Here is an 18,573-nt window from a genome sequence, read left to right as displayed (position 1 = left end):
GATTTGCTCCGTTCGTGTAAGCCCGAAGGCTTACCCGACAACTTTAACGAGATACGATACTTTATTGATCATGCCGCGTACGGATGGGGTGTCTTGCAATTCGGAAACCGAATTTACACGACGCAGACCCAGACCGCGCACGGTAGCGCGATGCGATTCGCGCGTACCGATCAAGCCCTTGACCAATTGCACTTTGACTGTGTTTGTCATTTTGTCCACCTTAAGCCAGAATGTCTTCGACCGACTTGCCGCGTTTGGCAGCGATATCGGAAGCAGTGCTCATTTTCGACAGGCCGTCCAGCGTAGCGCGTACCAGGTTGTATGGGTTGTTCGAACCGGTGGATTTCGCCACCACGTCCGTCACGCCCATCACTTCGAAGATAGCGCGCATTGCGCCACCAGCGATAACGCCAGTACCCGGCTTAGCTGGGTTCATCAGGACCTTGGAGGCGCCGTGACGACCAACAACCGTGTGATGCAAGGTGCCGTTTTTGAGCGGTACTTTGATCAGGTTGCGACGGGCTTCTTCCATTGCCTTCTGCACGCCAACTGGCACTTCTTTCGATTTGCCCTTGCCCATGCCGACGCGGCCATCGCCATCACCAACTACGGTCAGCGCGGCGAAACCCATGATACGACCACCCTTGACCACTTTGGTCACGCGGTTGATCGCGATCATTTTTTCGCGCATGCCATCATCCGGCTTGTCGCTTTGCATTTTTGCTTGCATTTTTGCCATGATTGATCCTTAGAACTTCAGACCGGCTTCGCGTGCGGCTTCTGCCAACGCTTTCACACGGCCGTGGTAACGGAAACCGGAGCGGTCAAACGCAACTTCGGTAATCCCTGCTTTCAACGCTTTTTCAGCGACGCGCTTGCCGATCAAGGCTGCAGCAGCGGCATTGCCGCCTTTGCCGGATTGGCCTGCCAGTTCAGCGCGAACTTCCGCTTCAGCCGTCGAGGCCGAAACCAGGACTTTAGCGTCCGGGCTGATCAGGTTGGCGTAAATGTGCAGGTTGGTGCGATGCACCGACAAGCGATTTACTTTCAATTCCGCAATCTTGATGCGGGTTTGGCGTCCGCGGCGAAGCCGTGATTCTTTCTTATCCATCGTCAGCCCCTAATTACTTCTTCTTGGTTTCTTTAAGCTTAACCACTTCGTCCGCATAGCGAACGCCCTTGCCTTTATAAGGCTCAGGAGCGCGGTAAGCACGAACTTCAGCGGCTACCTGGCCAACCTGTTGACGGTCGATACCTTTAATCAGGATCTCGGTCGGGGTTGGTGTTGCGCAGGTAACGCCAGCTGGCATGTCATGCACTACAGGGTGCGAGAAACCCAGGGACAGATTCAACTTGTCGCCTTGAGCTTGCGCCTTGTAACCCACGCCTACCAGGTTCAGCTTTTTCTCGAAACCCTTGGTGACGCCAACAACCATGTTGTTGACCAGTGCGCGCAGCGTGCCGGACATGGCATTGGCTTCGCGGCTGTCGTTCGCCACGTCGAAACTCAGGGTTCCTGCATTGTTTTCCACTTTGACCTGGCCGGTGAGGGCCTGGGAAAGTACGCCCAGCGGGCCTTTTACGGTGATCGCTTGTGCGGAGATGGCGACTTCGGCGCCAGCTGGCACTACGATAGGCATTTTAGCTACTCGAGACATGTGTAACTCCTTAAGCCACGTAGCAAATAACTTCGCCGCCGACACCGGTAGCGCGTGCTTTGCGGTCAGTCATGACGCCTTGCGGAGTCGACACGATCGCCACACCCAAGCCATTCATCACAACAGGGATCTCGTCTTTACCCTTGTAGACGCGCAGACCCGGACGGGACACGCGCTCCAAGCGCTCAATGACGGGACGGCCAACATAATACTTCAAACCGATTTTCAGTTCCGCTTTGCCACCAGCTTCGGCAACAGCGAAATCTTCAATGTAACCCTCGTCCTTCAGGACGCTGGCAATCGCAATTTTGACTTTCGACGATGGCATGGCCACGGTCGTCTTTTGCACGCCTTGTGCATTGCGAATGCGGGTCAGCATATCGGCGATAGGATCGCTCATACTCATTGCATATTCTCCTATTACCAGCTTGCTTTTGTCATACCCGGAATTTCACCACGCATGGCGAATTCACGGAGCTTGATACGACCCAGACCGAATTTACGGAATGTGCCGCGCGGACGACCAGTGATGGCGCAACGGTTACGTTGACGCGTCGGGTTCGAGTTACGTGGCAGCGCCTGCAGTTTCAGGCGAGCTTCGTAGCGCTCTTCTTCCGATTTCGATTGGTCATCGACGATGGCCTTGAGAGCTTCGCGCTTAGGGGCGAATTTCGCCACCAGGTCAGCACGCTTGATCTCACGATTAATCAGTGACAGTTTGGCCATGATCAGTTCCTGAAAGGGAATTTAAAGGCGGCGAGCAAAGCTTTGGCTTCGTCATCGGTCTTAGCGGTTGTCGTGATGCTGATATTCATACCGCGCAACGCGTCAATCTTGTCGTATTCGATTTCAGGGAAAATGATCTGTTCCTTGACACCGATGTTGTAGTTGCCACGACCATCAAATGCACGGCCGTTCACACCACGGAAATCGCGTACGCGCGGCAGAGCCACGGTAATGAAGCGATCCAGGAACTCGTACATGCGAGCGCCGCGCAGGGTGACCATCGTACCGATCGGGTAACCTTCACGGATTTTGAAGCCTGCGATCGCTTTGCGGGACTTGGTGGTCACTGGCTTCTGGCCGGCGATCTTGGTCAAGTCAGCAACTGCGTGCTCGAGAACTTTTTTATCCGCGATAGCCTCACCAACACCCATGTTCAGGGTGATCTTGGTCAGGCGTGGAACTTCCATTACCGACTTGTAACCAAACTTGCTGGTCAGGTCGGCAACGACTTTTTCTTTATAGAATTCTTGGAGACGTGCCATGATTTCTTAAGCCTTCACTACTTCGCCGGAGGATTTAAAGATGCGAACTTTCTTGCCGTCCACTTCTTTGAAACCCACGCGATCTGCCTTGCCAGTCGCTGCATTAAACAATGCAACGTTGGACACGTGAATTGGCATGGTCTTATCGACGATACCACCAGTTACGCCAGTCATCGGGTTTGGCTTAGTCGCTTTTTTAGCGATGTTAATGCCGTCAACCACGATATGTTCAGCATCGATACGCTGCTGTACCACACCACGTTTGCCCTTGTCTTTCCCGGTCAGAACGATGACTTCGTCGTTTTTACGAATCTTATCCATTACGACTCCTTACAGGACTTCCGGTGCCAGGGACACGATTTTCATGAACTTCTCAGTACGCAGTTCGCGTGTGACAGGTCCAAAAATACGGGTACCGATCGGTTCCAGCTTGGCGTTCAACAGAACGGCGGCGTTGCCGTCGAACTTCACCAGGGAACCGTCTTGGCGGCGAACACCTTTAGCGGTGCGCACAACCACGGCGTTATAAATTTCACCTTTTTTGACACGGCCACGTGGCGCAGCAACCTTAACGGTTACCTTGATCACATCGCCAATGCCAGCATAACGGCGCTTGGAGCCGCCCAATACCTTGATGCACATTACTTCTTTGGCACCGGTATTGTCAGCCACTTCGAGCCGGCTTTCAGTTTGAATCATAGTATTCTCTTTCCCAACTTAAGCCGAAGAATCCACACAATGTAGACCCACGGTCAGTCTTGGTCCCGCCAGAGCCGCCCTGCTGGGCTTCACTGTTTGGGTGCATGACCTTCATACATCAACTGACCGCGAATGCTACTGTCTGTGGCCAGACACTTTGCGGCGTTACATGAACGAAGCCCGCAAGTATTACATACAATTTGCGGGCCTGCAAGTACTAATTAAAACCCACCGCCGAAACGGTGGTTTTTATTTAAACGGTTGGTGCGGCTTGAACCACACGTGTCACCGTCCATGCCTTCGTTTTGGAGATCGGGCGACCTTCCTGGATCTCGACCGTGTCACCGGCCTTGACTTGGTTGGTCTCGTCATGTGCGTGATACTTGTTCGAGCGCATGATGATCTTGCCATACAAAGGATGTTTTACGTGGCGCTCGATCAGAACGGTAACGGTCTTGTCCATCTTGTCCGAAACCACTTTACCGATCAGCGTGCGCTTGAGCGACTGTTTCACTGGTTCGTTCATTTGGCTTCCTTCAGATTCATTACCGTCTTCACACGCGCGATATCGCGGCGTACCTTCTTGAGCTGCGAAGTGTTGCTCAGCTGCTGCGTAGCGATTTGCATGCGCAGGCCGAACTGTGCCTTCAACAGGTCATTCAGCTCTTTTTGCAGAGCTGGCTGGTCCTTGCCGCGGAGTTCAGATGCTTTCATATACAACTCCAATTATTGGCCGACTTGGCGGATGACAAACGTCGTCGCCAGTGGCAGTTTAGCGGCGGCAAGACGGAATGCTTCCCGTGCCAGCGCTTCATCAACGCCATCCATTTCGTACAGTACTTTGCCTGGCTGAATTTCAGCGACGTAGTACTCAGGATTACCTTTACCGTTACCCATACGGACTTCAGCCGGTTTGTTCGAAATCGGTTTGTCCGGGAAAATACGGATCCAGATACGGCCACCGCGCTTGATGTGACGCGTCATTGCACGACGCGCCGCTTCAATTTGACGCGCAGTGATACGACCGCGCGCAACTGCCTTCAGACCGAATTCGCCAAACGACACGGCGGTGCCGCGGCTGTGCGAAATACCGGTATTACGGCCTTTCTGCTCTTTACGATACTTTCTGCGTGCTGGTTGCAGCATGATTATTCTCCTGCTTTCTCAGCTGGTGCTGCTGCGGCGGCCGGTTTAGCGGCGGTACGCACACGTGCACCTGGTGCTGTGGATGGTTTCGCACCGGCACCGGCTGGACGTGGACGGCCAGCTGGCTTGCCATCGTCACGGCGTGGGCCGCGGCTTTTCTTCTCGTCAGCTGGGGTATCGATGACTGGTGCATCGCCGTTAGGCGCGCGGTCACCTTTGTATACCCACACCTTGACACCGATGATGCCGTAGGTGGTCGACGCTTCGCTGGTACCGTAGTCGATATCGGCGCGCAGGGTATGCAAAGGCACGCGGCCTTCGCGGTACCACTCTTTACGCGCGATTTCGATACCGTTCAGACGGCCGGACGACATGATCTTGATACCGAGAGCACCCAGGCGCATTGCATTTTGCATTGCACGCTTCATGGCGCGGCGGAACATGATCCGTTTTTCCAGCTGCTGAGCGATCGAATCGGCGATCAGTTGCGAATCGATTTCTGGCTTGCGAATTTCTTCGATGTTCACGTGAACAGGTACGCCCATGATCTTGGTCAGCGCCGACTTCAGTACTTCGATGTCTTCGCCTTTTTTACCAATGACCACGCCTGGACGCGAGCTGTAGATCGTGAAGCGCGCGTTCTTGGCTGGGCGCTCGATAACGATGCGGCCAACGGAAGCGTTCTTCAGTTTCTTTTTCAGGTAAGCACGTGCTTTCAAGTCTTCGTTCAGCATGGCAGCGAAATTACCGTTGCCTGCATACCAGCGCGAAGCCCAGTTACGGGTGACCGCCAGACGGAAACCGGTTGGATGAATTTTCTGACCCATCGTGGCTCCTTAGTTACCGACAGTCACGTAAACGTGACAGGATTGTTTCGAAATACGGTCGCCACGGCCTTTTGCACGCGCGGTGAAGCGCTTCAGGACCGGGCCCTTTTCGACGTAGATCGTTTTCACGAACAATTCGTCGATGTCCGCGCCATCATTGTGTTCCGCATTGGCGATTGCCGATTCCAGAACACGCTTGATGATCGCAGCACCTTTTTTCGGGCTGAATTGCAAGATGTTGAGTGCAGCGTCAACTTTCTTGCCACGGATCAGGTCAGCAACCAGGCGGCCCTTTTGGTCCGACAGGCGCACACCTTTGAGGATAGCTTTAGTTTCCATTATTTCTTAGCCTTTTTGTCAGCTGCATGGCCCTTGAACGTACGGGTCAGTGCGAATTCGCCGAGCTTGTGACCAACCATGTTTTCGGAAACATAAACCGGCACGTGCAGCTTGCCGTTATGAACCGCGATCGTCAGGCCGATAAAGTCAGGCATGATTGTCGAACGACGCGACCAGGTTTTGATTGGCTTTTTGTCTTTGGCTGCTTGCGCGGCTTCAACTTTTTTCACCAGGTGGGCGTCACAGAACGGCCCTTTTTTCAATGAACGTGTCATGTGCTACCCCTTATTTCTTGCCGCGGCGCGAGACGATCATGGAAGTAGTACGCTTGTTGCTGCGTGTCTTCTTACCCTTAGTCTGTTGGCCCCAAGGCGAAACTGGATGACGACCAGCTGCTGTTTTACCTTCACCACCACCGTGCGGGTGATCGACCGGGTTCATGACCACACCGCGAACGGTAGGACGAACACCGCGCCAGCGCATCGCACCAGCTTTACCGATTTTACGCAGGCTGTGCTCGGCATTGCCGACTTCACCAACCGTTGCACGGCACTCGATGTGCACGCGACGTACTTCACCCGAGCGCAGACGCACTTGAGCGTAGGTACCTTCACGTGCCATCAGCACAACGCCAGCGCCGGCGGTACGTGCCATTTGGGCACCTTTACCTGGCAGCATTTCGACGCAATGCATCACGGTACCGACTGGGATGTTACGGATTGGCAAGCAGTTACCCGATTTGATCGGTGCTTCCGAACCGTTCATCACGCTGTCGCCAACGGCCATGCCTTTGGTTGCGATGATGTAGTGACGTTCGCCGTCGGCGTAGCACAACAGAGCGATATTCGCGGTGCGGTTTGGATCGTATTCGATACGTTCCACTTTCGCTGGAATACCATCTTTGGTGCGCTTGAAGTCGATCAAGCGGTAGTGTTGCTTATGACCACCACCGATATGACGGGTGGTGATGTGACCGTTGTTGTTACGACCAGCGGTCTTGGATTTCTTTTCAACCAGGGCAGCGAATGGACGACCTTTGTACAGGTCGGCATTCACCACCTTCACCATGCCGCGACGGCCTGGCGAGGTTGGTTTCATCTTAACGAGTGCCATTATGCAGCCTCCTCGGAGAAGTTGATTTCCTGGCCAGGCTTCAGGCACACGAAAGCACGCTTGGTATGGTTACGACGACCGTTGAACTTGCCGGTGCGCTTTTGCTTACCTTCGCGGTTTGCAGTTTGCACGGACAGAACTTCAACCTTGAACAGCAGTTCGACCGCTGCCTTGATTTCAGGCTTGGTTGCATCCGGCAGTACGCGGAATACAATTTGCTCGTTCTTTTCCGCGACCATGGTGGCCTTTTCGGAAATCACGGGCGCCAACAGCACCTTCATCAAGCGTTCTTCGCTATGTTTCAAAATCGCGCTCATGCCAGCATCTCCTCAATCTTGGCCAATGCAGCTTTGGTGACCAGGATCTTCTTGTAGAACACCAGGGACATCGGGTCTGCGTGACGTGGCTCAACGACGAGTACGTTAGGCAGGTTGCGCGATGCCAGTTCCAGGTTTTCGTTCAGAACGTCGGTGATGATCAGAACCGAATCAAAGCCCAGGCCGTTCAATTTTTGCGACAGCAGCTTGGTTTTTGGCGCGTCGATCGTCAGATCGTCGATGACGATCAGGCGCTCTTCGCGAGCCAGCTGCGACAGGATCGAGCAGATACCTGCGCGATACATCTTTTTGTTCACTTTGTGGGTGAAGTTTTCGTCAGGCGAGTTCGGGAAAATCCGACCACCGCCGCGCCACAGTGGCGACGACGACATACCAGCACGAGCGCGGCCGGTACCTTTTTGGCGCCATGGCTTTTTCGTCGTGTGGTGAACTTCTTCACGGTCTTTTTGCTTGCGGTTACCACTACGTGCATTCGCTTGATAAGCGATGACGACTTGGTGGATCAGCGCTTCATTGTAGTCACGGCCGAAAATCGTATCGGCTGCAGCAACGTTCGAGGCGGCTTGACCTTGCGCATTCAGAAGCTTGAGTTCCATCGTTTAAGCTCCCTTCTTGGCTTTGGTTTTGATGGCTGGCGAGACAACTACCTGGCCATTTTTCGCACCTGGAATCGCGCCTTTGACCAGCAACAGCTGACGGTCGGCATCGATACGGGCGATCACGAGGTTCTGGATCGTACGGTTAACGTCACCCAGATGACCGGTCATGCGCTTACCAGGGAAAACGCGACCTGGATCTTGTGCCATACCGATGGAACCTGGAACGTTATGCGAACGCGAGTTACCGTGCGTTGCACGGCCAGAAGCGAAGTGGTAACGTTTGATAACGCCTGCATAGCCTTTACCGATGGTAACGCCTTGCACGTCGATCTTTTGACCGACTTCGAACAGGGAAGCAGCGACAACATCGCCAGCTTTCAGTTCAGCGGCTTTGGCAGCGTCGACACGGAACTCTTTCAACAGAGTACCGGCTTCAACACCAGCTTTAGCGTGATGACCAGCAACAGCTTTGGTCACGCGGGAAGCGCGACGTTGACCGAATGCGACCTGAACAGCGGAGTAACCATCTGTTTCAGGGGTTTTGATTTGCGCAACACGGTTGTTCGATACGTCCAACACGGTGACAGGAATCGAATCCCCTTCATCCGTGAAAATGCGCATCATACCAACCTTGCGACCGAGAAGGCCTAGGCTCATTTTTTCTCCATTCCCACCTGCGATTGGGCGGGGCTTGTTTAACTACAAAGTAACGTAGGACTCAAAAAAGACGAATCCATACCGAAGCCGGCTAGTATATAGCACAAAAACCCTTGACGCAACAAGTTAACACGAGGTATGTCAAAGTGTTGCGCGACGCCCCTGCGGGAGTTGTTCAGCGCCGTCCACAATTGACCGTTCCCCGGCGCAAAGCGGCCATCCATGCGCCTTGGCGCCACAAAAAAAGGCGCGGACCGGGCTGGTGCCCTGTCCGCGCCCATGCGCCATGCCAGCCGCTGGCCTAGCCGTTGCAGCGTTCCAGGCAGTGCTGCATCAGCTCACGGCAAATCGGGCTGCCGCCGAGCGAATTGGTGCAGCCGACATAACTGCTGTCGCAGCGCGAACGGCATTGCGACACATCCTCGCTCGTGGCGGCATACGCATAGCCGGCACTCAGTCCGCAAGCAAAGAGGAAAAAAGCCAGTTTCTTGATCATGGTGCTGTCTCCAGGTTTTTATGTTGGGATGAAAGGAATTGCCCGGTGGCGGCAAGCCATCCTTCCCGCCGCCACCCTACTGCTCTGGTACGCCGCCGCACGCAATTCCGTGCTTTGCGGAAATTAATACCAAAGAGTACCGTAAACAATACCAACTTAAAACCACTTATTTACCAAATAATCAATCTTTCCATGCGTGAGTGACGCTGACCCTGGGGCTTACTGCCCTCCCCTGCCCACCTGATACCAGTCCACCTTGCGTGTCGCCACCATGATGGCCGCCAGCACGGCGAACAGCAGGATGCTGCCCATCACCAGCGCATTGTTTTCCGAGCTGAGCAAACCGTACAGGGCGCCATACAGCACCGTCAGCGCCACGCCGAAGCCGATGCCGCGCCAGGCGTTGTGCAGCACGTGCACCAGATAAAAGCTGGTCAGTGCGATACAGGCGGCGCTGGCGATCAGGTAGGCGGCCAGGAAGGCGATGTGCTCGGCCAGGCCCACCAGCAGCAGGAAGAAGATCACCAGCGACAGGCCCACCAGCAGATATTGCACGGGATGGATCGGCAGACTCTTCAGGATCTCGAAGATGAAGAAGGCAGCAAACGTCAGCGCCACAAACAGCAAGCCATACTTGGTGGCCCGGTCCGACTGCGAATACACATTGATCGGCTCGATGAAGCCGACGCTGAAACGGTCCACCTGGCCCAGCGGTGCGCTGTCGGGCACCTTGAACTCGCCCTCGATCGTGCTCAGCTGCGTTTGCGCATTGCTGGCCAGCGACGAGATATTCCATTCGACCTGAAAGCCATCGGCATTGATCTGGCGGTGTTTCGGCGACGGCAGGAAGCGCCCGCCAAACTGCGGATGGGGCCAGTTCGACTTGATGCTGATCTGGCTGTTTTTCGCCACCGGCACGAAATGCTGGCGTTCGATGCCATCGAGGCCCAGGTCAAAGCTGAATTTCACCTGCTGCGGCGCCGCCAGCGGCATGGCCCCCAGCGGCGCGTGCAGGCCGCTGCGGAAGGCAAACAGGTCGGTGCCCTGCTCGAATTCGATCTTCTGGCCGCCCCAGTCGATTTTCGGGATGTTGCGGATGCCGCGCACGTCCTCGATGGACAGGGCCACGAAAGGTGCGCCCAGGGTCACGCGCGAGTCCGGCGACTTGCGCGGCAACTGGCTGCTGGCCGGCACCGTGAAGTCGCCCTGAAACGCATGCTGGCCGCTGTAGACCAGTACCTGGTGAATGCCGCGGTAGCGGCGATCCGCGTCGATGCTGCCATTGATCAGCAGGTTGTTCGGGTAGACGAGAAAGCGGCGCTGCACCGTGCGGCGCAGCAACTCCGTGCGCACGGGCGACTTCGCTTCCTTGTCATCGCCGCTGGCCACTTCCACGCGCTCTTCATATTGCTCCGTGTAGGGAATCACGAGGATGGGGCCGATGATGGTTTGTTCGCGCACCGAATCGGCGGCGATGCTGTTGACGGCTTCCTGGCGGAATTCCATCCGTTCCTTGATCGTTTCCTGAATCATCAGCAAAGGCAGGCCGATCAGCAGCATCAGGCCGAACACGATCAACGCTTTGACTAAGAGGGTTTTTTGCATGGCGCATCCTTGAAGTAAGGGGGCCAGTGTAAAAAAGCTGTATGCGTTGACGATGCAGTCCGTGTGAAGCGGGCAAATAAAGTGCGCTAGGCGAGTGGAAGGCACAGGCGCGCGCAGGCGCCGCCCTCCGCATGATTGAGCACTTCGACCGTGCCGCCGTGCAGCGAGGCGACCTCGCGCACAAAGGGCAGGCCCAGGCCCGTGCTCTTGCCGGCGCTCGGACGCGGCAGGGAATAAAAGCGCTCGAAGACGCGCTCGAGCGCATACGCGGGGATGCCCGCGCCGCGGTCGCGCACGGCAATTTCCACCTGGCTGCCCTGGCGCCGCGCCGTCAGCTCGATGCAGCTGCCCGGCGGCGCAAAGCCGGCCGCGTTGTCGAGCAGGTTGCCCAGCGCCTGGCGCAGCAGCAGGGCGTCGCCCGCCACACTCGCCTCGTCGTGTTGCAGCTGCAGGCGCACGCCGCGCGCCGCCAGGGTGGCGGCCGCGTCCCGCGCCACTTGCGCCAGCAGGGGCGCCAGCGCGATGCGCTCGGGATGATCCAGGCGCTGCTGCTTTTCCACGCGCACGAGGGCCAGCAGCTTGTCGATCAGCTGCCGCTGGCGCGCATTCTGTTCCAGGATGCTGGCAAGGAACTGGCGGCGCTCGGCCGGCGGCATGTCTTCCTGCAGCAGCTCGGCCGAGGCCTGGATGGCGGCGATCGGGCTTTTCAATTCATGCGCCAGGGTGTGCATCAGCTGCTCCACGTATTCCTTGCCTTCCAGGCGCGTGCGCATCGCCTCCAGCGCCCGCCCCAGGGTACCGATCTCGTTCTTGCCCAGCGCCGGCAGCGCCACCTTGCGCCCTGCCTCCACGTCGCCGATGTAATGCATCAGCTTGCCCAGCGCATGGTGCAGCCACCAGGCGAATGCCAGGCCGATCAGCAGCGACAGCAGCAACAGGATGGCGCCACGCTGCAATATCTTGCGCTGGCTGCGCTCGACAAACGCTTGCACGCTGGCATTCGGCTTGGCCACCGTCAACACGCCGATCACCTCATTGCCGTCGCGAATCGGCGCGGCCACGTGCATCACCGTCGACATTTCGTCGTCAGGCAGGCTGCGCGTGCTGCGCGCGCCATACTTGCCCTGCAAGGTGAGATACACGTCATTCCAGCGCGAATAGTCGCGCCCCACGTCGCGCCCGCTGGAATCGAACAGCACGATGCCGTGCCGGTCCGTGATGGTGATGCGGTAATCGAGCGTGCGCTTGCGCACGCCATTAATATTGACGTCCACGCCATGGCGCGCGTAATCCTGCATGCGCTCGGCCACGGGCGACTGCGCCAGCGTGCCCGCCTTCATGTCGGGCGCCACCAAGCTGGCCAGCAGTTGCGAGGTATCGACCAGCGTGTCTTCCAGGGTCGAGCGCACGCCCGGCTTGACCTGTTCCATGAAGACATTCAGCAGGAACCACGCGGCCAGTCCCACGATCAGGAAGTAGCCGAGCAGGATGCGCAGGCCGATCTTCATGCGCCGGCCAGGCTGTAGCCGAGGCCACGGTGGGTGTGGATGGGATCGACCTGCGCATCGACGGCGCGCAGCTTGGCGCGCAGCGATTTGACGTGCGCATCGACGGTGCGCTCGAGCGTGTCGGGCGCACCGCTCCACACGCGCTCCATCAACTGCGCGCGCGACAACACGTGGCCCGGATGCTCGAGCAGGGTCTTCAGCAGCAGGTATTCATAGCGGGTCAGGTCCAGCGGCTGGCCGTGGAACAGCACCCGCGCCTCGAGCGCGCGCAACTCGAAGCGCGCCGGCGCGGTCGCCGTGACGGCAGCGGCTATCGTCATGCCAGTCTCGCGGGGTACCTGAGCGACACCGGCGCGGCGCAAAATGACGCGGATGCGCGCCACCAGTTCGCGCGGCGAAAATGGTTTGGTGACGTAATCGTCGGCGCCGATTTCCAGGCCGACGATGCGGTCGATCTCGTCGCTGCGGGCCGTCAGGAAGATCACGGGAATCTCGGAAAACTGGCGCAGGCGGCGGCACACTTCCAGCCCGCTCATGTCGGGCAAGCCCACGTCCAGCACGACCAGAACGGGCATCTGCGCCGCTTCGCCGGGCATAGGGCGCAGCGCGGCCAGGGCGTGTTCGCCCAGCATCACATGGCGCGGCGTAAAGCCGTCCGTGCGCAAGGCATAGGCGATGCTGTCGGCAATCGCCTGTTCATCTTCCACGATCAGGACAGTCTTGGACATGGCGGCGGCACGCATTAATGGACAAGCCCGGAGTATCACTGAAGCACGCAAGCGGCGTCAATCGCGTGCGCTGGCGAAAAGCCACCCACCCCAAAAAAACTTATAGTATATTTATTACGGCATGACTCCACCGATACACCGTGTTTGACACCCGTCCGAGGAGACTATGAAGACCCATACCATCAGCCTGCTATGCGCTGTCAGCCTGCTGGCCGCCTGCGCGGCGCCAGCGACACTCACCACCTCCAATGAACAGCAGGACGCCTGCAACGCGGCCGAACTCAAAGGCCAGTTTGGCGAAGCGGAACTGGCTTGCGTACAAGCGCTGCGCAGCGCCGAACAGGCAGGGGCCAGCGCGGACATCCTGTCGCAGCGCCAGTACAACCTGGGCCGCATCAAGCGCTTGCAGGGCAAGAATGCGGAAGCGGAGCAACTGTACCGGCAAGCCCTGGCCACGGAAGAAGCGGCGCAGCCGCGCAGCGATGCGCGCGTCGGCCGCCGCATGGTGGAACTGGCGTCGGCCCTGGCCGCGCAAGGCAAGTGGCAGGAAGGCACGGGCTATCTGGAACGTGTGCTGCCGCTGCTGCCGAAGCTGTCGCCCGCGTCGCGCACCTATTCGGCGGAAGTGCTGCGCCAGTACGCGAAACAACTGCAAGGCGGCCCGCAAGCGGCGCTGGGTGCGCGCTTCGACGTGGTGGCAGCCAGCTTGTAACAAGTCGTCCCGAAGCCCAGCCTAAGGCTGGGCGACGTGGATGCTGGCCTTGATGTGCTTGAGGTGGGCCACGATGGTGAACGTCATCACCACCAGCAGCGACCATGAACTCCATTTGCTGACGTGCACGACCGACCACGCGCCAAGCTGGTTCGGATAGCGCCACACGCCCCAGAAGGTGCTGATGTTTTCAGCCAGCCAGATGAAGAAGCCGACCAGCACGAAACCGAGCAGCAAGGGCATGCTGCGGTCGCGGTCGAGCGGGCGAAACACCACGGTGGTGCGCGCATACAAGCCCAGCGCACAGGCGGCCAGGTACCAGCGGTAGTCGCCGATGTAGTGGTGAGTAAAGAAGTTGGCGTAGATCAGCAGCGCGATCAGCACCGCCATCCAGTACGGCGGATGGTGGCGAATGCGCATGTCGAGCAGGCGCCAGGTCTGGATGATGTAGCTGCCGACGGCCGCATACATGAAGCCGGAAAACAGCGGCACGCCGAACACCTTGGTGTAGGCGAAGTCGGGATAACTCCACGACTGGATCGTCCCCGACACCTTGAACACTTCCAGCGCGAAGCCAACCGCATGGAACAGGCAGATGGCTTTCAATTCATCCCACGTCTCCAGACCGCTCCAGACCATCGCGCCCTGGATCGCCAGCGCCACCAGCAGCAGCACGTCATAGCGCGGCAGGCCGAACAGGCCGGCACGCGGCACCAGGAAGACGGCAGCAAAGAACAGCCCCACGAACAGGCACGACCTCGCCTCCTTGATGCCGAAATACAGGAACTCGGTCAGGAAGCGCGGCCAGCCGCGCAGGCGCTCACGGGGAGCCGCATTTAACAGGTGGGTATCGAGGGCGTTAAGCATGCGGCAACTTTATCTGCCAGCCGCGGCACTGTAAAGCGATATCCCCCCATGCATCGATGGCAGGCAAAAAAAAACCAGGCACGTGGCCTGGTTTTTGACACGTCCGGCATCGCTGCCGGACGGTGGGTATCAACTGACGACGATCAGAGGAAGGTGTAGCTGGCCGATACGCCGATACGACGCATCTGGAATGTTTCAGCGTAGCCTGCGCGCCACTGAATCGGTGCAGCCTTGTCGAACAGATTGTCGATGTACAGGCTCAGACGCGTGTTCTTGATGCCGCCATACGACAGGTTGTAATCGACCGTGGTGTTGCTGCCTACACGCGAGCAAGTCGCCATATTCTCGGCCGATACCTTGTTGGTGACGCAGTAGGTCGACGAAGTCTGGTTGTCGTTGCTGAAACCGCTGGCGTAGTTCAGGGTCATGCCGTGGTCGAACTCGCCGGCTTTCAGGCTGGCGCGCAGCTTGGTTTTCAGACGCGAACCCAGGTCATAGTTACCGGCCAGGTTGGTGTCATAGGCATTGTCGGTGACGCTGAACTCCTGGTATTTCCACAGGTAGCTACCTTCCAGTTTCAGGCGAACTTGGCCAATACCGGTGTTGAAACGGCCACCCGCATCAAAGTCGAAGCCCGAAGCACGGGTCTTGCCGCTGTTGACGTATGGGTTGTACAGCAGGCCGATGGCGCCAACGCCGCCGAAGTTGGCAGTATTGCTTGGTGCGTATTTTTTCACCAGTGCCAGGAATTGCGCATCGGAAGCCGAGTTATCGACACGCACCAGCTGTCCGGCTGGCAGGCCAGCTTCGCCGCGCAGGATGTCAGCCACGGCACGGGTACCGATTTCGTCCTTGCGTTCGATATGGTAGTAGTCCAGTGCCACGGTCCAGTTCTTGATCGGTTCGAAAACGAAACCAGCGGTGATCGAACGCGAGGTTTCCGGCTTCAGGTCCTTGTTCGCCGACACGAAGCTAGGCACGCCGCCCGAGCAATCGCTGTTGCGGAAGGTATTCGCCTGCGCCTTGTCGACGGTGGTGGCGGCCGGATTGTTCTGCACCAGATTGTTCAGGGTGCTGGCGGTCGAGCAACGACGTGGATCGCTGACGCTGGTCGCGAACGAGCTGCGGCCCAGGCCATTACCGGTTTCAACGATGTTTGGCGCGCGGAAGCCGCCAGCTGCCGTAGCGCGCAGCAACAGGGTGTCGGTCGCGTTGACGCGCAAGCCCAGTTTCGGCGAGAAGTGCACGTCGCTGTTGGTGGACTTGTCGGCACGTACCGCGGCACTCACTTCGACACGCTTGACCACTGGAATGGTCGCTTCGGCGAACAGCGCGTAGTGATCCATGGTGTCTTTGACTTGCAGGCCGGCGATGCCGACCAGGTCGCCACGCAGCACGTTGTCCGAGCTGGCCATTTCATACTTTTCGCGACGGATGTCGGTACCGAATGCCACGTTCAAAGGACCGGCAGGCAATTGCGCCACTTCGCCGGACACGGTTGCGTCGACGAAAGTGATTTTCGACTCGCCCTTGGTGGTACGCACAGGGAACATCGACTCCAGCAGCGCAGTATCGTTTTGCTGGCCGAACTTGTAGGTGCCGTTGACGATGGCATTGTTGTAGCCGGTAGCGCTCACGGCACGGGTGGCCTTGGTCGCTTTCGAGTTCATGTAGCCGACCGCGGATTTCCAGTCGAAGTTGCCGATGTCGCCGTTCAGGCTCAGCATGACGCGCGTCTGGTCGGATTCGGTGCGGTTGAAGTTGAAGCCGTTGCCTGTGTCCATCATGCGGGCGCGGTATTCCACCGGTACGCCGTAAGGATTGTTGGCGTGGCCAACTGGCAATTTCGGATAGAAGTAGGGTCCGACCATCTTGCCGTTGATCGCGTCGTACCAGGTGCTCGACGACGTGGTGGCGCTACCGTTGCTGACGTTGAATGGCGCGACGATGTAGTCGTTGCTGGCGCCGGCATTGGTGATCTCGAAGTTGGCATCGATATCCTTGCCAATGCGGAAATGCGTGTTGCTGGCCAGCGCATAGCGCTTCGCATTGGTGGTCAGGCCGGTGTACGGCAGGACATCCATCTTGCACAGCTTGTCTTTCGGGTCGATCTTGTCGGCCGGGCAACCTGGCGCGGCAACGATGTTCGTGCTGTTCAGGAAGTAGTTGCCGGTTGGCGAGAACGCGCTCAGGGCGTCCCAGGTCGAACGGCCCGGGGTCTGGCGGTGCCATTCCGGGTAGTGGCTGCGCAGGTCGTCAGCGGTGTAACCGTCGTTCTTGTAGGCTTCGTACGTCAGGTAGGTGTTGAAACCGTCCTTGTCGATATCGCCATAACCGACGATGCCGGACACGTTGCGGCTGCGCTGGTCTTTGAAACCGTCGGTTTCCTTGTAGTTGCCGGTGATCTTGGCGCCTTCGAAGTTTTTCAGCAGGATGATGTTGATCACGCCAGCGATGGCGTCGGAACCGTAGATTGCCGACGCGCCATCTTTCAGGATCTCGATGCGTTCGATGGCGGCAGCCGGGATCGCGTCCAGGTTGGTGAAGTTCTGTTGTGCGCCATCGGCCAGGCCGTATTGTGCAATGCGGCGGCCGTTGACCAGCACCAGGGTCGCGACCTTGCCCAGGCCGCGCATGCCCACGCCCGAGGAACCCGTGGCGAAGCTGCCGGAGCTGCTGCTCGACGAGTCGATCGACGTGCTGATGGCAGCGGAGGAATTCAGGATGCCCAGTGCCGTGGTCTGGCCGGTACGCTCGATGTCGTCGCGGGTCAGCACCTGCAGCGAGCCAGCTGTTTCAGCTTCGGTACGCTTGATGCTACTGCCGGTGACTTCGACGCGTTGCAGTTTTTCTGCAGGTGCGGCAGCTTCTTGTGCCACAGCGTATTGGGAGAAGGCCAGTGTCAATGCTATCGCAAGGGTGCTTTTCTTCAGACGGGGTGTATTGCTCATCACTGTACTTTTCAAAACTACTCCTCAAATATTGTTTTCGTTTTATAAATCGATGCGTTGCACTGACCATTTTTGTAAAATAATCACACATTCTCACGCATGTTACAAATTTCTCACATTTGGCGCGTATGGGAAAGAAACAATTAACAATTGTTGTATTAACCCCACTTTATAGGCCGAGCTCTTTGCTGGAATCAAGCTGGCGCGCATTACACTCGCAGGCGATCCCGGCGAGGAGAGGTGAAAAGAAGAAAACGGATGGGGTAGGATGAAGACAAGCCGGAAGCACCCGCCAAAGGTGCGGCACCAATAGCAATGGGGCCGGGCGCACTCACGATCGTAAGCAGGCCCGGCCCCATCATCAGGCAGCGGGACACCCCGCCGGCCTGGAACAGCTGTCAATACTTGATGCTACGGTGTTGTCAGCTGCCCTTGAAACTCTTATTGCAGTTTGATTTCAACATCAACACCAGCTGGCAGGTCCAGCTTCATCAGCGCGTCAACGGTTTTGTCCGTTGGGTCAACGATGTCCATCAGGCGTTGGTGCGTACGGATCTCGAACTGATCGCGCGAAGTTTTGTTGACGTGCGGGGAACGCAGCACATCGAAACGCTGAATACGGGTAGGCAGTGGTACTGGGCCTTTGACGACAGCGCCGGTGCGCTTCGCGGTTTCAACGATTTCCAGAGCGGACTGGTCGATCAGTTTGTAATCGAAAGCCTTCAGGCGGATACGGATTTTTTGGTTTGGTGCCGACATGATATTTCCTTAAAAGAACGAACCGCGCGGTTTGCACGGCAATGAGGTCATACGGGAATTTCTGACGCAACAACCGTCAGGGTCGACATGATAGCACCAAAATGCTTGCCAACCCCGGCAGTTGAATAAAAAGAAGGGCGCCGGGCGACGACGCGTCTTCTTTTATGCAGGCTTAAGAATTAAGCCAGGATTTTTGCAACAACACCAGCGCCGACGGTACGACCGCCTTCGCGGATAGCGAAGCGCAGGCCTTCTTCCATCGCGATCGGGTTGATCAGCTTGACGGTGATCGACACGTTATCG

Annotated in this window: 27 protein-coding genes and 1 pseudogene; 1 reads left to right on the top strand and 27 read right to left on the bottom strand. The window is 57.6% G+C overall.

Annotated features, from left to right (window positions below; translation table 11 throughout):
• Positions 1-30: 30 nt before the first annotated feature.
• From rpmD to creB, 23 genes are all read right to left on the bottom strand, one after another.
• Positions 31-210: a 50S ribosomal protein L30 gene (gene rpmD, locus VM94_RS27600; protein WP_010394435.1), complete on the bottom strand. Its 180-nt coding sequence runs from the start codon at positions 208-210 to the stop codon at positions 31-33.
• A gap of 10 nt (positions 211-220) precedes the next feature.
• The gene (gene rpsE, locus VM94_RS00135; RefSeq protein WP_010394433.1) at positions 221-739 is read right to left on the bottom strand and encodes a 30S ribosomal protein S5; all 519 of its coding nucleotides are present in this window, start codon (positions 737-739) and stop codon (positions 221-223) included.
• 9 nt (positions 740-748) lie between these two features.
• Positions 749-1,111: a 50S ribosomal protein L18 gene (gene rplR, locus VM94_RS00130; RefSeq protein ID WP_010394431.1), complete on the bottom strand. Its 363-nt coding sequence runs from the start codon at positions 1,109-1,111 to the stop codon at positions 749-751.
• A 13-nt stretch (positions 1,112-1,124) separates the two neighbouring features.
• Positions 1,125-1,658, bottom strand: coding sequence for a 50S ribosomal protein L6 (gene rplF / locus VM94_RS00125; protein WP_034778281.1), 534 nt, complete (start codon positions 1,656-1,658; stop codon positions 1,125-1,127).
• 10 nt (positions 1,659-1,668) lie between these two features.
• Positions 1,669-2,064, bottom strand: coding sequence for a 30S ribosomal protein S8 (gene rpsH / locus VM94_RS00120; RefSeq protein ID WP_034753208.1), 396 nt, complete (start codon positions 2,062-2,064; stop codon positions 1,669-1,671).
• Between the two features lie 14 nt (positions 2,065-2,078).
• On the bottom strand, positions 2,079-2,384 hold the full coding sequence (gene rpsN, locus VM94_RS00115; protein ID WP_010394423.1) for a 30S ribosomal protein S14: 306 nt from the start codon (positions 2,382-2,384) through the stop codon (positions 2,079-2,081).
• Positions 2,385-2,386: 2 nt separating this feature from the next.
• The gene (gene rplE / locus VM94_RS00110; protein ID WP_010394421.1) at positions 2,387-2,926 is read right to left on the bottom strand and encodes a 50S ribosomal protein L5; all 540 of its coding nucleotides are present in this window, start codon (positions 2,924-2,926) and stop codon (positions 2,387-2,389) included.
• Positions 2,927-2,932: 6 nt separating this feature from the next.
• Positions 2,933-3,247, bottom strand: coding sequence for a 50S ribosomal protein L24 (rplX, locus tag VM94_RS00105; protein WP_034753204.1), 315 nt, complete (start codon positions 3,245-3,247; stop codon positions 2,933-2,935).
• 9 nt (positions 3,248-3,256) lie between these two features.
• Complete coding sequence (rplN, locus tag VM94_RS00100; RefSeq protein ID WP_008444317.1) at positions 3,257-3,625, bottom strand: 50S ribosomal protein L14; 369 nt, start codon at positions 3,623-3,625, stop codon at positions 3,257-3,259.
• 253 nt (positions 3,626-3,878) lie between these two features.
• A complete protein-coding gene (gene rpsQ / locus VM94_RS00095) occupies positions 3,879-4,151 on the bottom strand; it encodes a 30S ribosomal protein S17 (protein ID WP_010394415.1) in 273 nt (90 codons plus the stop codon).
• On the bottom strand, positions 4,148-4,339 hold the full coding sequence (gene rpmC, locus VM94_RS00090) for a 50S ribosomal protein L29 (protein WP_010394412.1): 192 nt from the start codon (positions 4,337-4,339) through the stop codon (positions 4,148-4,150). Before rpmC ends, rpsQ begins: the two co-directional genes overlap by 4 nt.
• A gap of 12 nt (positions 4,340-4,351) precedes the next feature.
• Positions 4,352-4,771 carry a 50S ribosomal protein L16 gene (gene rplP, locus VM94_RS00085; RefSeq protein ID WP_034753201.1) on the bottom strand — a complete coding sequence of 140 codons (420 nt, stop codon included), beginning with the start codon at positions 4,769-4,771 and terminating at the stop codon, positions 4,352-4,354.
• A 2-nt stretch (positions 4,772-4,773) separates the two neighbouring features.
• Positions 4,774-5,598, bottom strand: coding sequence for a 30S ribosomal protein S3 (rpsC, locus tag VM94_RS00080; protein WP_034753199.1), 825 nt, complete (start codon positions 5,596-5,598; stop codon positions 4,774-4,776).
• A 9-nt stretch (positions 5,599-5,607) separates the two neighbouring features.
• The gene (gene rplV, locus VM94_RS00075; RefSeq protein ID WP_170840583.1) at positions 5,608-5,940 is read right to left on the bottom strand and encodes a 50S ribosomal protein L22; all 333 of its coding nucleotides are present in this window, start codon (positions 5,938-5,940) and stop codon (positions 5,608-5,610) included.
• Entirely contained in the window at positions 5,937-6,212 is a 276-nt protein-coding gene (rpsS, locus tag VM94_RS00070; RefSeq protein ID WP_008444295.1) for a 30S ribosomal protein S19, read from the bottom strand. The genes rplV and rpsS overlap by 4 nt, the downstream gene beginning before the upstream one ends.
• Positions 6,213-6,222: 10 nt before the next feature.
• Positions 6,223-7,050, bottom strand: a complete 828-nt coding sequence (rplB, locus tag VM94_RS00065) for a 50S ribosomal protein L2 (protein ID WP_034753198.1) — start codon at positions 7,048-7,050, stop codon at positions 6,223-6,225.
• Entirely contained in the window at positions 7,050-7,367 is a 318-nt protein-coding gene (rplW, locus tag VM94_RS00060; protein WP_010394398.1) for a 50S ribosomal protein L23, read from the bottom strand. Before rplW ends, rplB begins: the two co-directional genes overlap by 1 nt.
• Complete coding sequence (rplD, locus tag VM94_RS00055; protein WP_034753197.1) at positions 7,364-7,984, bottom strand: 50S ribosomal protein L4; 621 nt, start codon at positions 7,982-7,984, stop codon at positions 7,364-7,366. The genes rplW and rplD overlap by 4 nt, the downstream gene beginning before the upstream one ends.
• Before the next feature lie 3 nt (positions 7,985-7,987).
• Positions 7,988-8,644, bottom strand: a complete 657-nt coding sequence (rplC, locus tag VM94_RS00050; RefSeq protein WP_010394393.1) for a 50S ribosomal protein L3 — start codon at positions 8,642-8,644, stop codon at positions 7,988-7,990.
• 301 nt (positions 8,645-8,945) lie between these two features.
• Entirely contained in the window at positions 8,946-9,140 is a 195-nt protein-coding gene (locus tag VM94_RS00045) for a hypothetical protein (protein WP_046681665.1), read from the bottom strand.
• 219 nt (positions 9,141-9,359) lie between these two features.
• Positions 9,360-10,745: a cell envelope integrity protein CreD gene (gene creD / locus VM94_RS00040; RefSeq protein ID WP_046681664.1), complete on the bottom strand. Its 1,386-nt coding sequence runs from the start codon at positions 10,743-10,745 to the stop codon at positions 9,360-9,362.
• Positions 10,746-10,831: 86 nt separating this feature from the next.
• The gene (gene creC, locus VM94_RS00035; protein WP_046681663.1) at positions 10,832-12,253 is read right to left on the bottom strand and encodes a two-component system sensor histidine kinase CreC; all 1,422 of its coding nucleotides are present in this window, start codon (positions 12,251-12,253) and stop codon (positions 10,832-10,834) included.
• On the bottom strand, positions 12,250-12,981 hold the full coding sequence (gene creB, locus VM94_RS00030) for a two-component system response regulator CreB (protein ID WP_046681713.1): 732 nt from the start codon (positions 12,979-12,981) through the stop codon (positions 12,250-12,252). Before creB ends, creC begins: the two co-directional genes overlap by 4 nt.
• A gap of 166 nt (positions 12,982-13,147) precedes the next feature.
• Here creB and VM94_RS27095 point away from each other — a divergent pair, with 166 nt between their 5' ends.
• Positions 13,148-13,693 carry a tetratricopeptide repeat protein gene (locus VM94_RS27095; RefSeq protein WP_051991374.1) on the top strand — a complete coding sequence of 182 codons (546 nt, stop codon included), beginning with the start codon at positions 13,148-13,150 and terminating at the stop codon, positions 13,691-13,693.
• 21 nt (positions 13,694-13,714) lie between these two features.
• Here VM94_RS27095 and VM94_RS00020 read toward each other — a convergent pair whose 3' ends face one another.
• The 4 genes and pseudogenes from VM94_RS00020 to VM94_RS27595 form a co-directional block, all read right to left on the bottom strand.
• Complete coding sequence (locus VM94_RS00020; RefSeq protein ID WP_046681662.1) at positions 13,715-14,560, bottom strand: DUF817 domain-containing protein; 846 nt, start codon at positions 14,558-14,560, stop codon at positions 13,715-13,717.
• A 143-nt stretch (positions 14,561-14,703) separates the two neighbouring features.
• A complete protein-coding gene (locus VM94_RS00015) occupies positions 14,704-17,439 on the bottom strand; it encodes a TonB-dependent receptor plug domain-containing protein (protein WP_235432774.1) in 2,736 nt (911 codons plus the stop codon).
• 513 nt (positions 17,440-17,952) lie between these two features.
• Positions 17,953-18,270 carry a 30S ribosomal protein S10 gene (rpsJ, locus tag VM94_RS00010; RefSeq protein ID WP_010394389.1) on the bottom strand — a complete coding sequence of 106 codons (318 nt, stop codon included), beginning with the start codon at positions 18,268-18,270 and terminating at the stop codon, positions 17,953-17,955.
• A 179-nt stretch (positions 18,271-18,449) separates the two neighbouring features.
• Positions 18,450-18,573, bottom strand: a pseudogene (locus tag VM94_RS27595) (elongation factor Tu); the annotation flags it as partial.

It is taken from the genome of Janthinobacterium sp. KBS0711, from assembly GCF_000988085.1.
GTDB lineage: Bacteria > Pseudomonadota > Gammaproteobacteria > Burkholderiales > Burkholderiaceae_D > Janthinobacterium > Janthinobacterium lividum_E.
Note: the sequence above shows the minus strand (reverse complement) of the source record. Positions and strands in the feature narration are given on the sequence as shown.

What these genes read in the sequence shown, in the direction of transcription:
- rpmD (WP_010394435.1), bottom strand. Translation starts at nt 210, where the DNA reads ATGACAAACACAGTCAAAGTGCAATTGGTCAAGGGCTTGATCGGTACG.
- rpsE (WP_010394433.1), bottom strand. Translation starts at nt 739, where the DNA reads ATGGCAAAAATGCAAGCAAAAATGCAAAGCGACAAGCCGGATGATGGC.
- rplR (WP_010394431.1), bottom strand. Translation starts at nt 1,111, where the DNA reads ATGGATAAGAAAGAATCACGGCTTCGCCGCGGACGCCAAACCCGCATC.
- rplF (WP_034778281.1), bottom strand. Translation starts at nt 1,658, where the DNA reads ATGTCTCGAGTAGCTAAAATGCCTATCGTAGTGCCAGCTGGCGCCGAA.
- rpsH (WP_034753208.1), bottom strand. Translation starts at nt 2,064, where the DNA reads ATGAGTATGAGCGATCCTATCGCCGATATGCTGACCCGCATTCGCAAT.
- rpsN (WP_010394423.1), bottom strand. Translation starts at nt 2,384, where the DNA reads ATGGCCAAACTGTCACTGATTAATCGTGAGATCAAGCGTGCTGACCTG.
- rplE (WP_010394421.1), bottom strand. Translation starts at nt 2,926, where the DNA reads ATGGCACGTCTCCAAGAATTCTATAAAGAAAAAGTCGTTGCCGACCTG.
- rplX (WP_034753204.1), bottom strand. Translation starts at nt 3,247, where the DNA reads ATGGATAAGATTCGTAAAAACGACGAAGTCATCGTTCTGACCGGGAAA.
- rplN (WP_008444317.1), bottom strand. Translation starts at nt 3,625, where the DNA reads ATGATTCAAACTGAAAGCCGGCTCGAAGTGGCTGACAATACCGGTGCC.
- rpsQ (WP_010394415.1), bottom strand. Translation starts at nt 4,151, where the DNA reads ATGAACGAACCAGTGAAACAGTCGCTCAAGCGCACGCTGATCGGTAAA.
- rpmC (WP_010394412.1), bottom strand. Translation starts at nt 4,339, where the DNA reads ATGAAAGCATCTGAACTCCGCGGCAAGGACCAGCCAGCTCTGCAAAAA.
- rplP (WP_034753201.1), bottom strand. Translation starts at nt 4,771, where the DNA reads ATGCTGCAACCAGCACGCAGAAAGTATCGTAAAGAGCAGAAAGGCCGT.
- rpsC (WP_034753199.1), bottom strand. Translation starts at nt 5,598, where the DNA reads ATGGGTCAGAAAATTCATCCAACCGGTTTCCGTCTGGCGGTCACCCGT.
- rpsS (WP_008444295.1), bottom strand. Translation starts at nt 6,212, where the DNA reads ATGACACGTTCATTGAAAAAAGGGCCGTTCTGTGACGCCCACCTGGTG.
- rplB (WP_034753198.1), bottom strand. Translation starts at nt 7,050, where the DNA reads ATGGCACTCGTTAAGATGAAACCAACCTCGCCAGGCCGTCGCGGCATG.
- rplW (WP_010394398.1), bottom strand. Translation starts at nt 7,367, where the DNA reads ATGAGCGCGATTTTGAAACATAGCGAAGAACGCTTGATGAAGGTGCTG.
- rplD (WP_034753197.1), bottom strand. Translation starts at nt 7,984, where the DNA reads ATGGAACTCAAGCTTCTGAATGCGCAAGGTCAAGCCGCCTCGAACGTT.
- rplC (WP_010394393.1), bottom strand. Translation starts at nt 8,644, where the DNA reads ATGAGCCTAGGCCTTCTCGGTCGCAAGGTTGGTATGATGCGCATTTTC.
- VM94_RS00045 (WP_046681665.1), bottom strand. Translation starts at nt 9,140, where the DNA reads ATGATCAAGAAACTGGCTTTTTTCCTCTTTGCTTGCGGACTGAGTGCC.
- creD (WP_046681664.1), bottom strand. Translation starts at nt 10,745, where the DNA reads ATGCAAAAAACCCTCTTAGTCAAAGCGTTGATCGTGTTCGGCCTGATG.
- creC (WP_046681663.1), bottom strand. Translation starts at nt 12,253, where the DNA reads ATGAAGATCGGCCTGCGCATCCTGCTCGGCTACTTCCTGATCGTGGGA.
- creB (WP_046681713.1), bottom strand. Translation starts at nt 12,981, where the DNA reads ATGTCCAAGACTGTCCTGATCGTGGAAGATGAACAGGCGATTGCCGAC.
- VM94_RS27095 (WP_051991374.1), top strand. Translation starts at nt 13,148, where the DNA reads ATGAAGACCCATACCATCAGCCTGCTATGCGCTGTCAGCCTGCTGGCC.
- VM94_RS00020 (WP_046681662.1), bottom strand. Translation starts at nt 14,560, where the DNA reads ATGCTTAACGCCCTCGATACCCACCTGTTAAATGCGGCTCCCCGTGAG.
- rpsJ (WP_010394389.1), bottom strand. Translation starts at nt 18,270, where the DNA reads ATGTCGGCACCAAACCAAAAAATCCGTATCCGCCTGAAGGCTTTCGAT.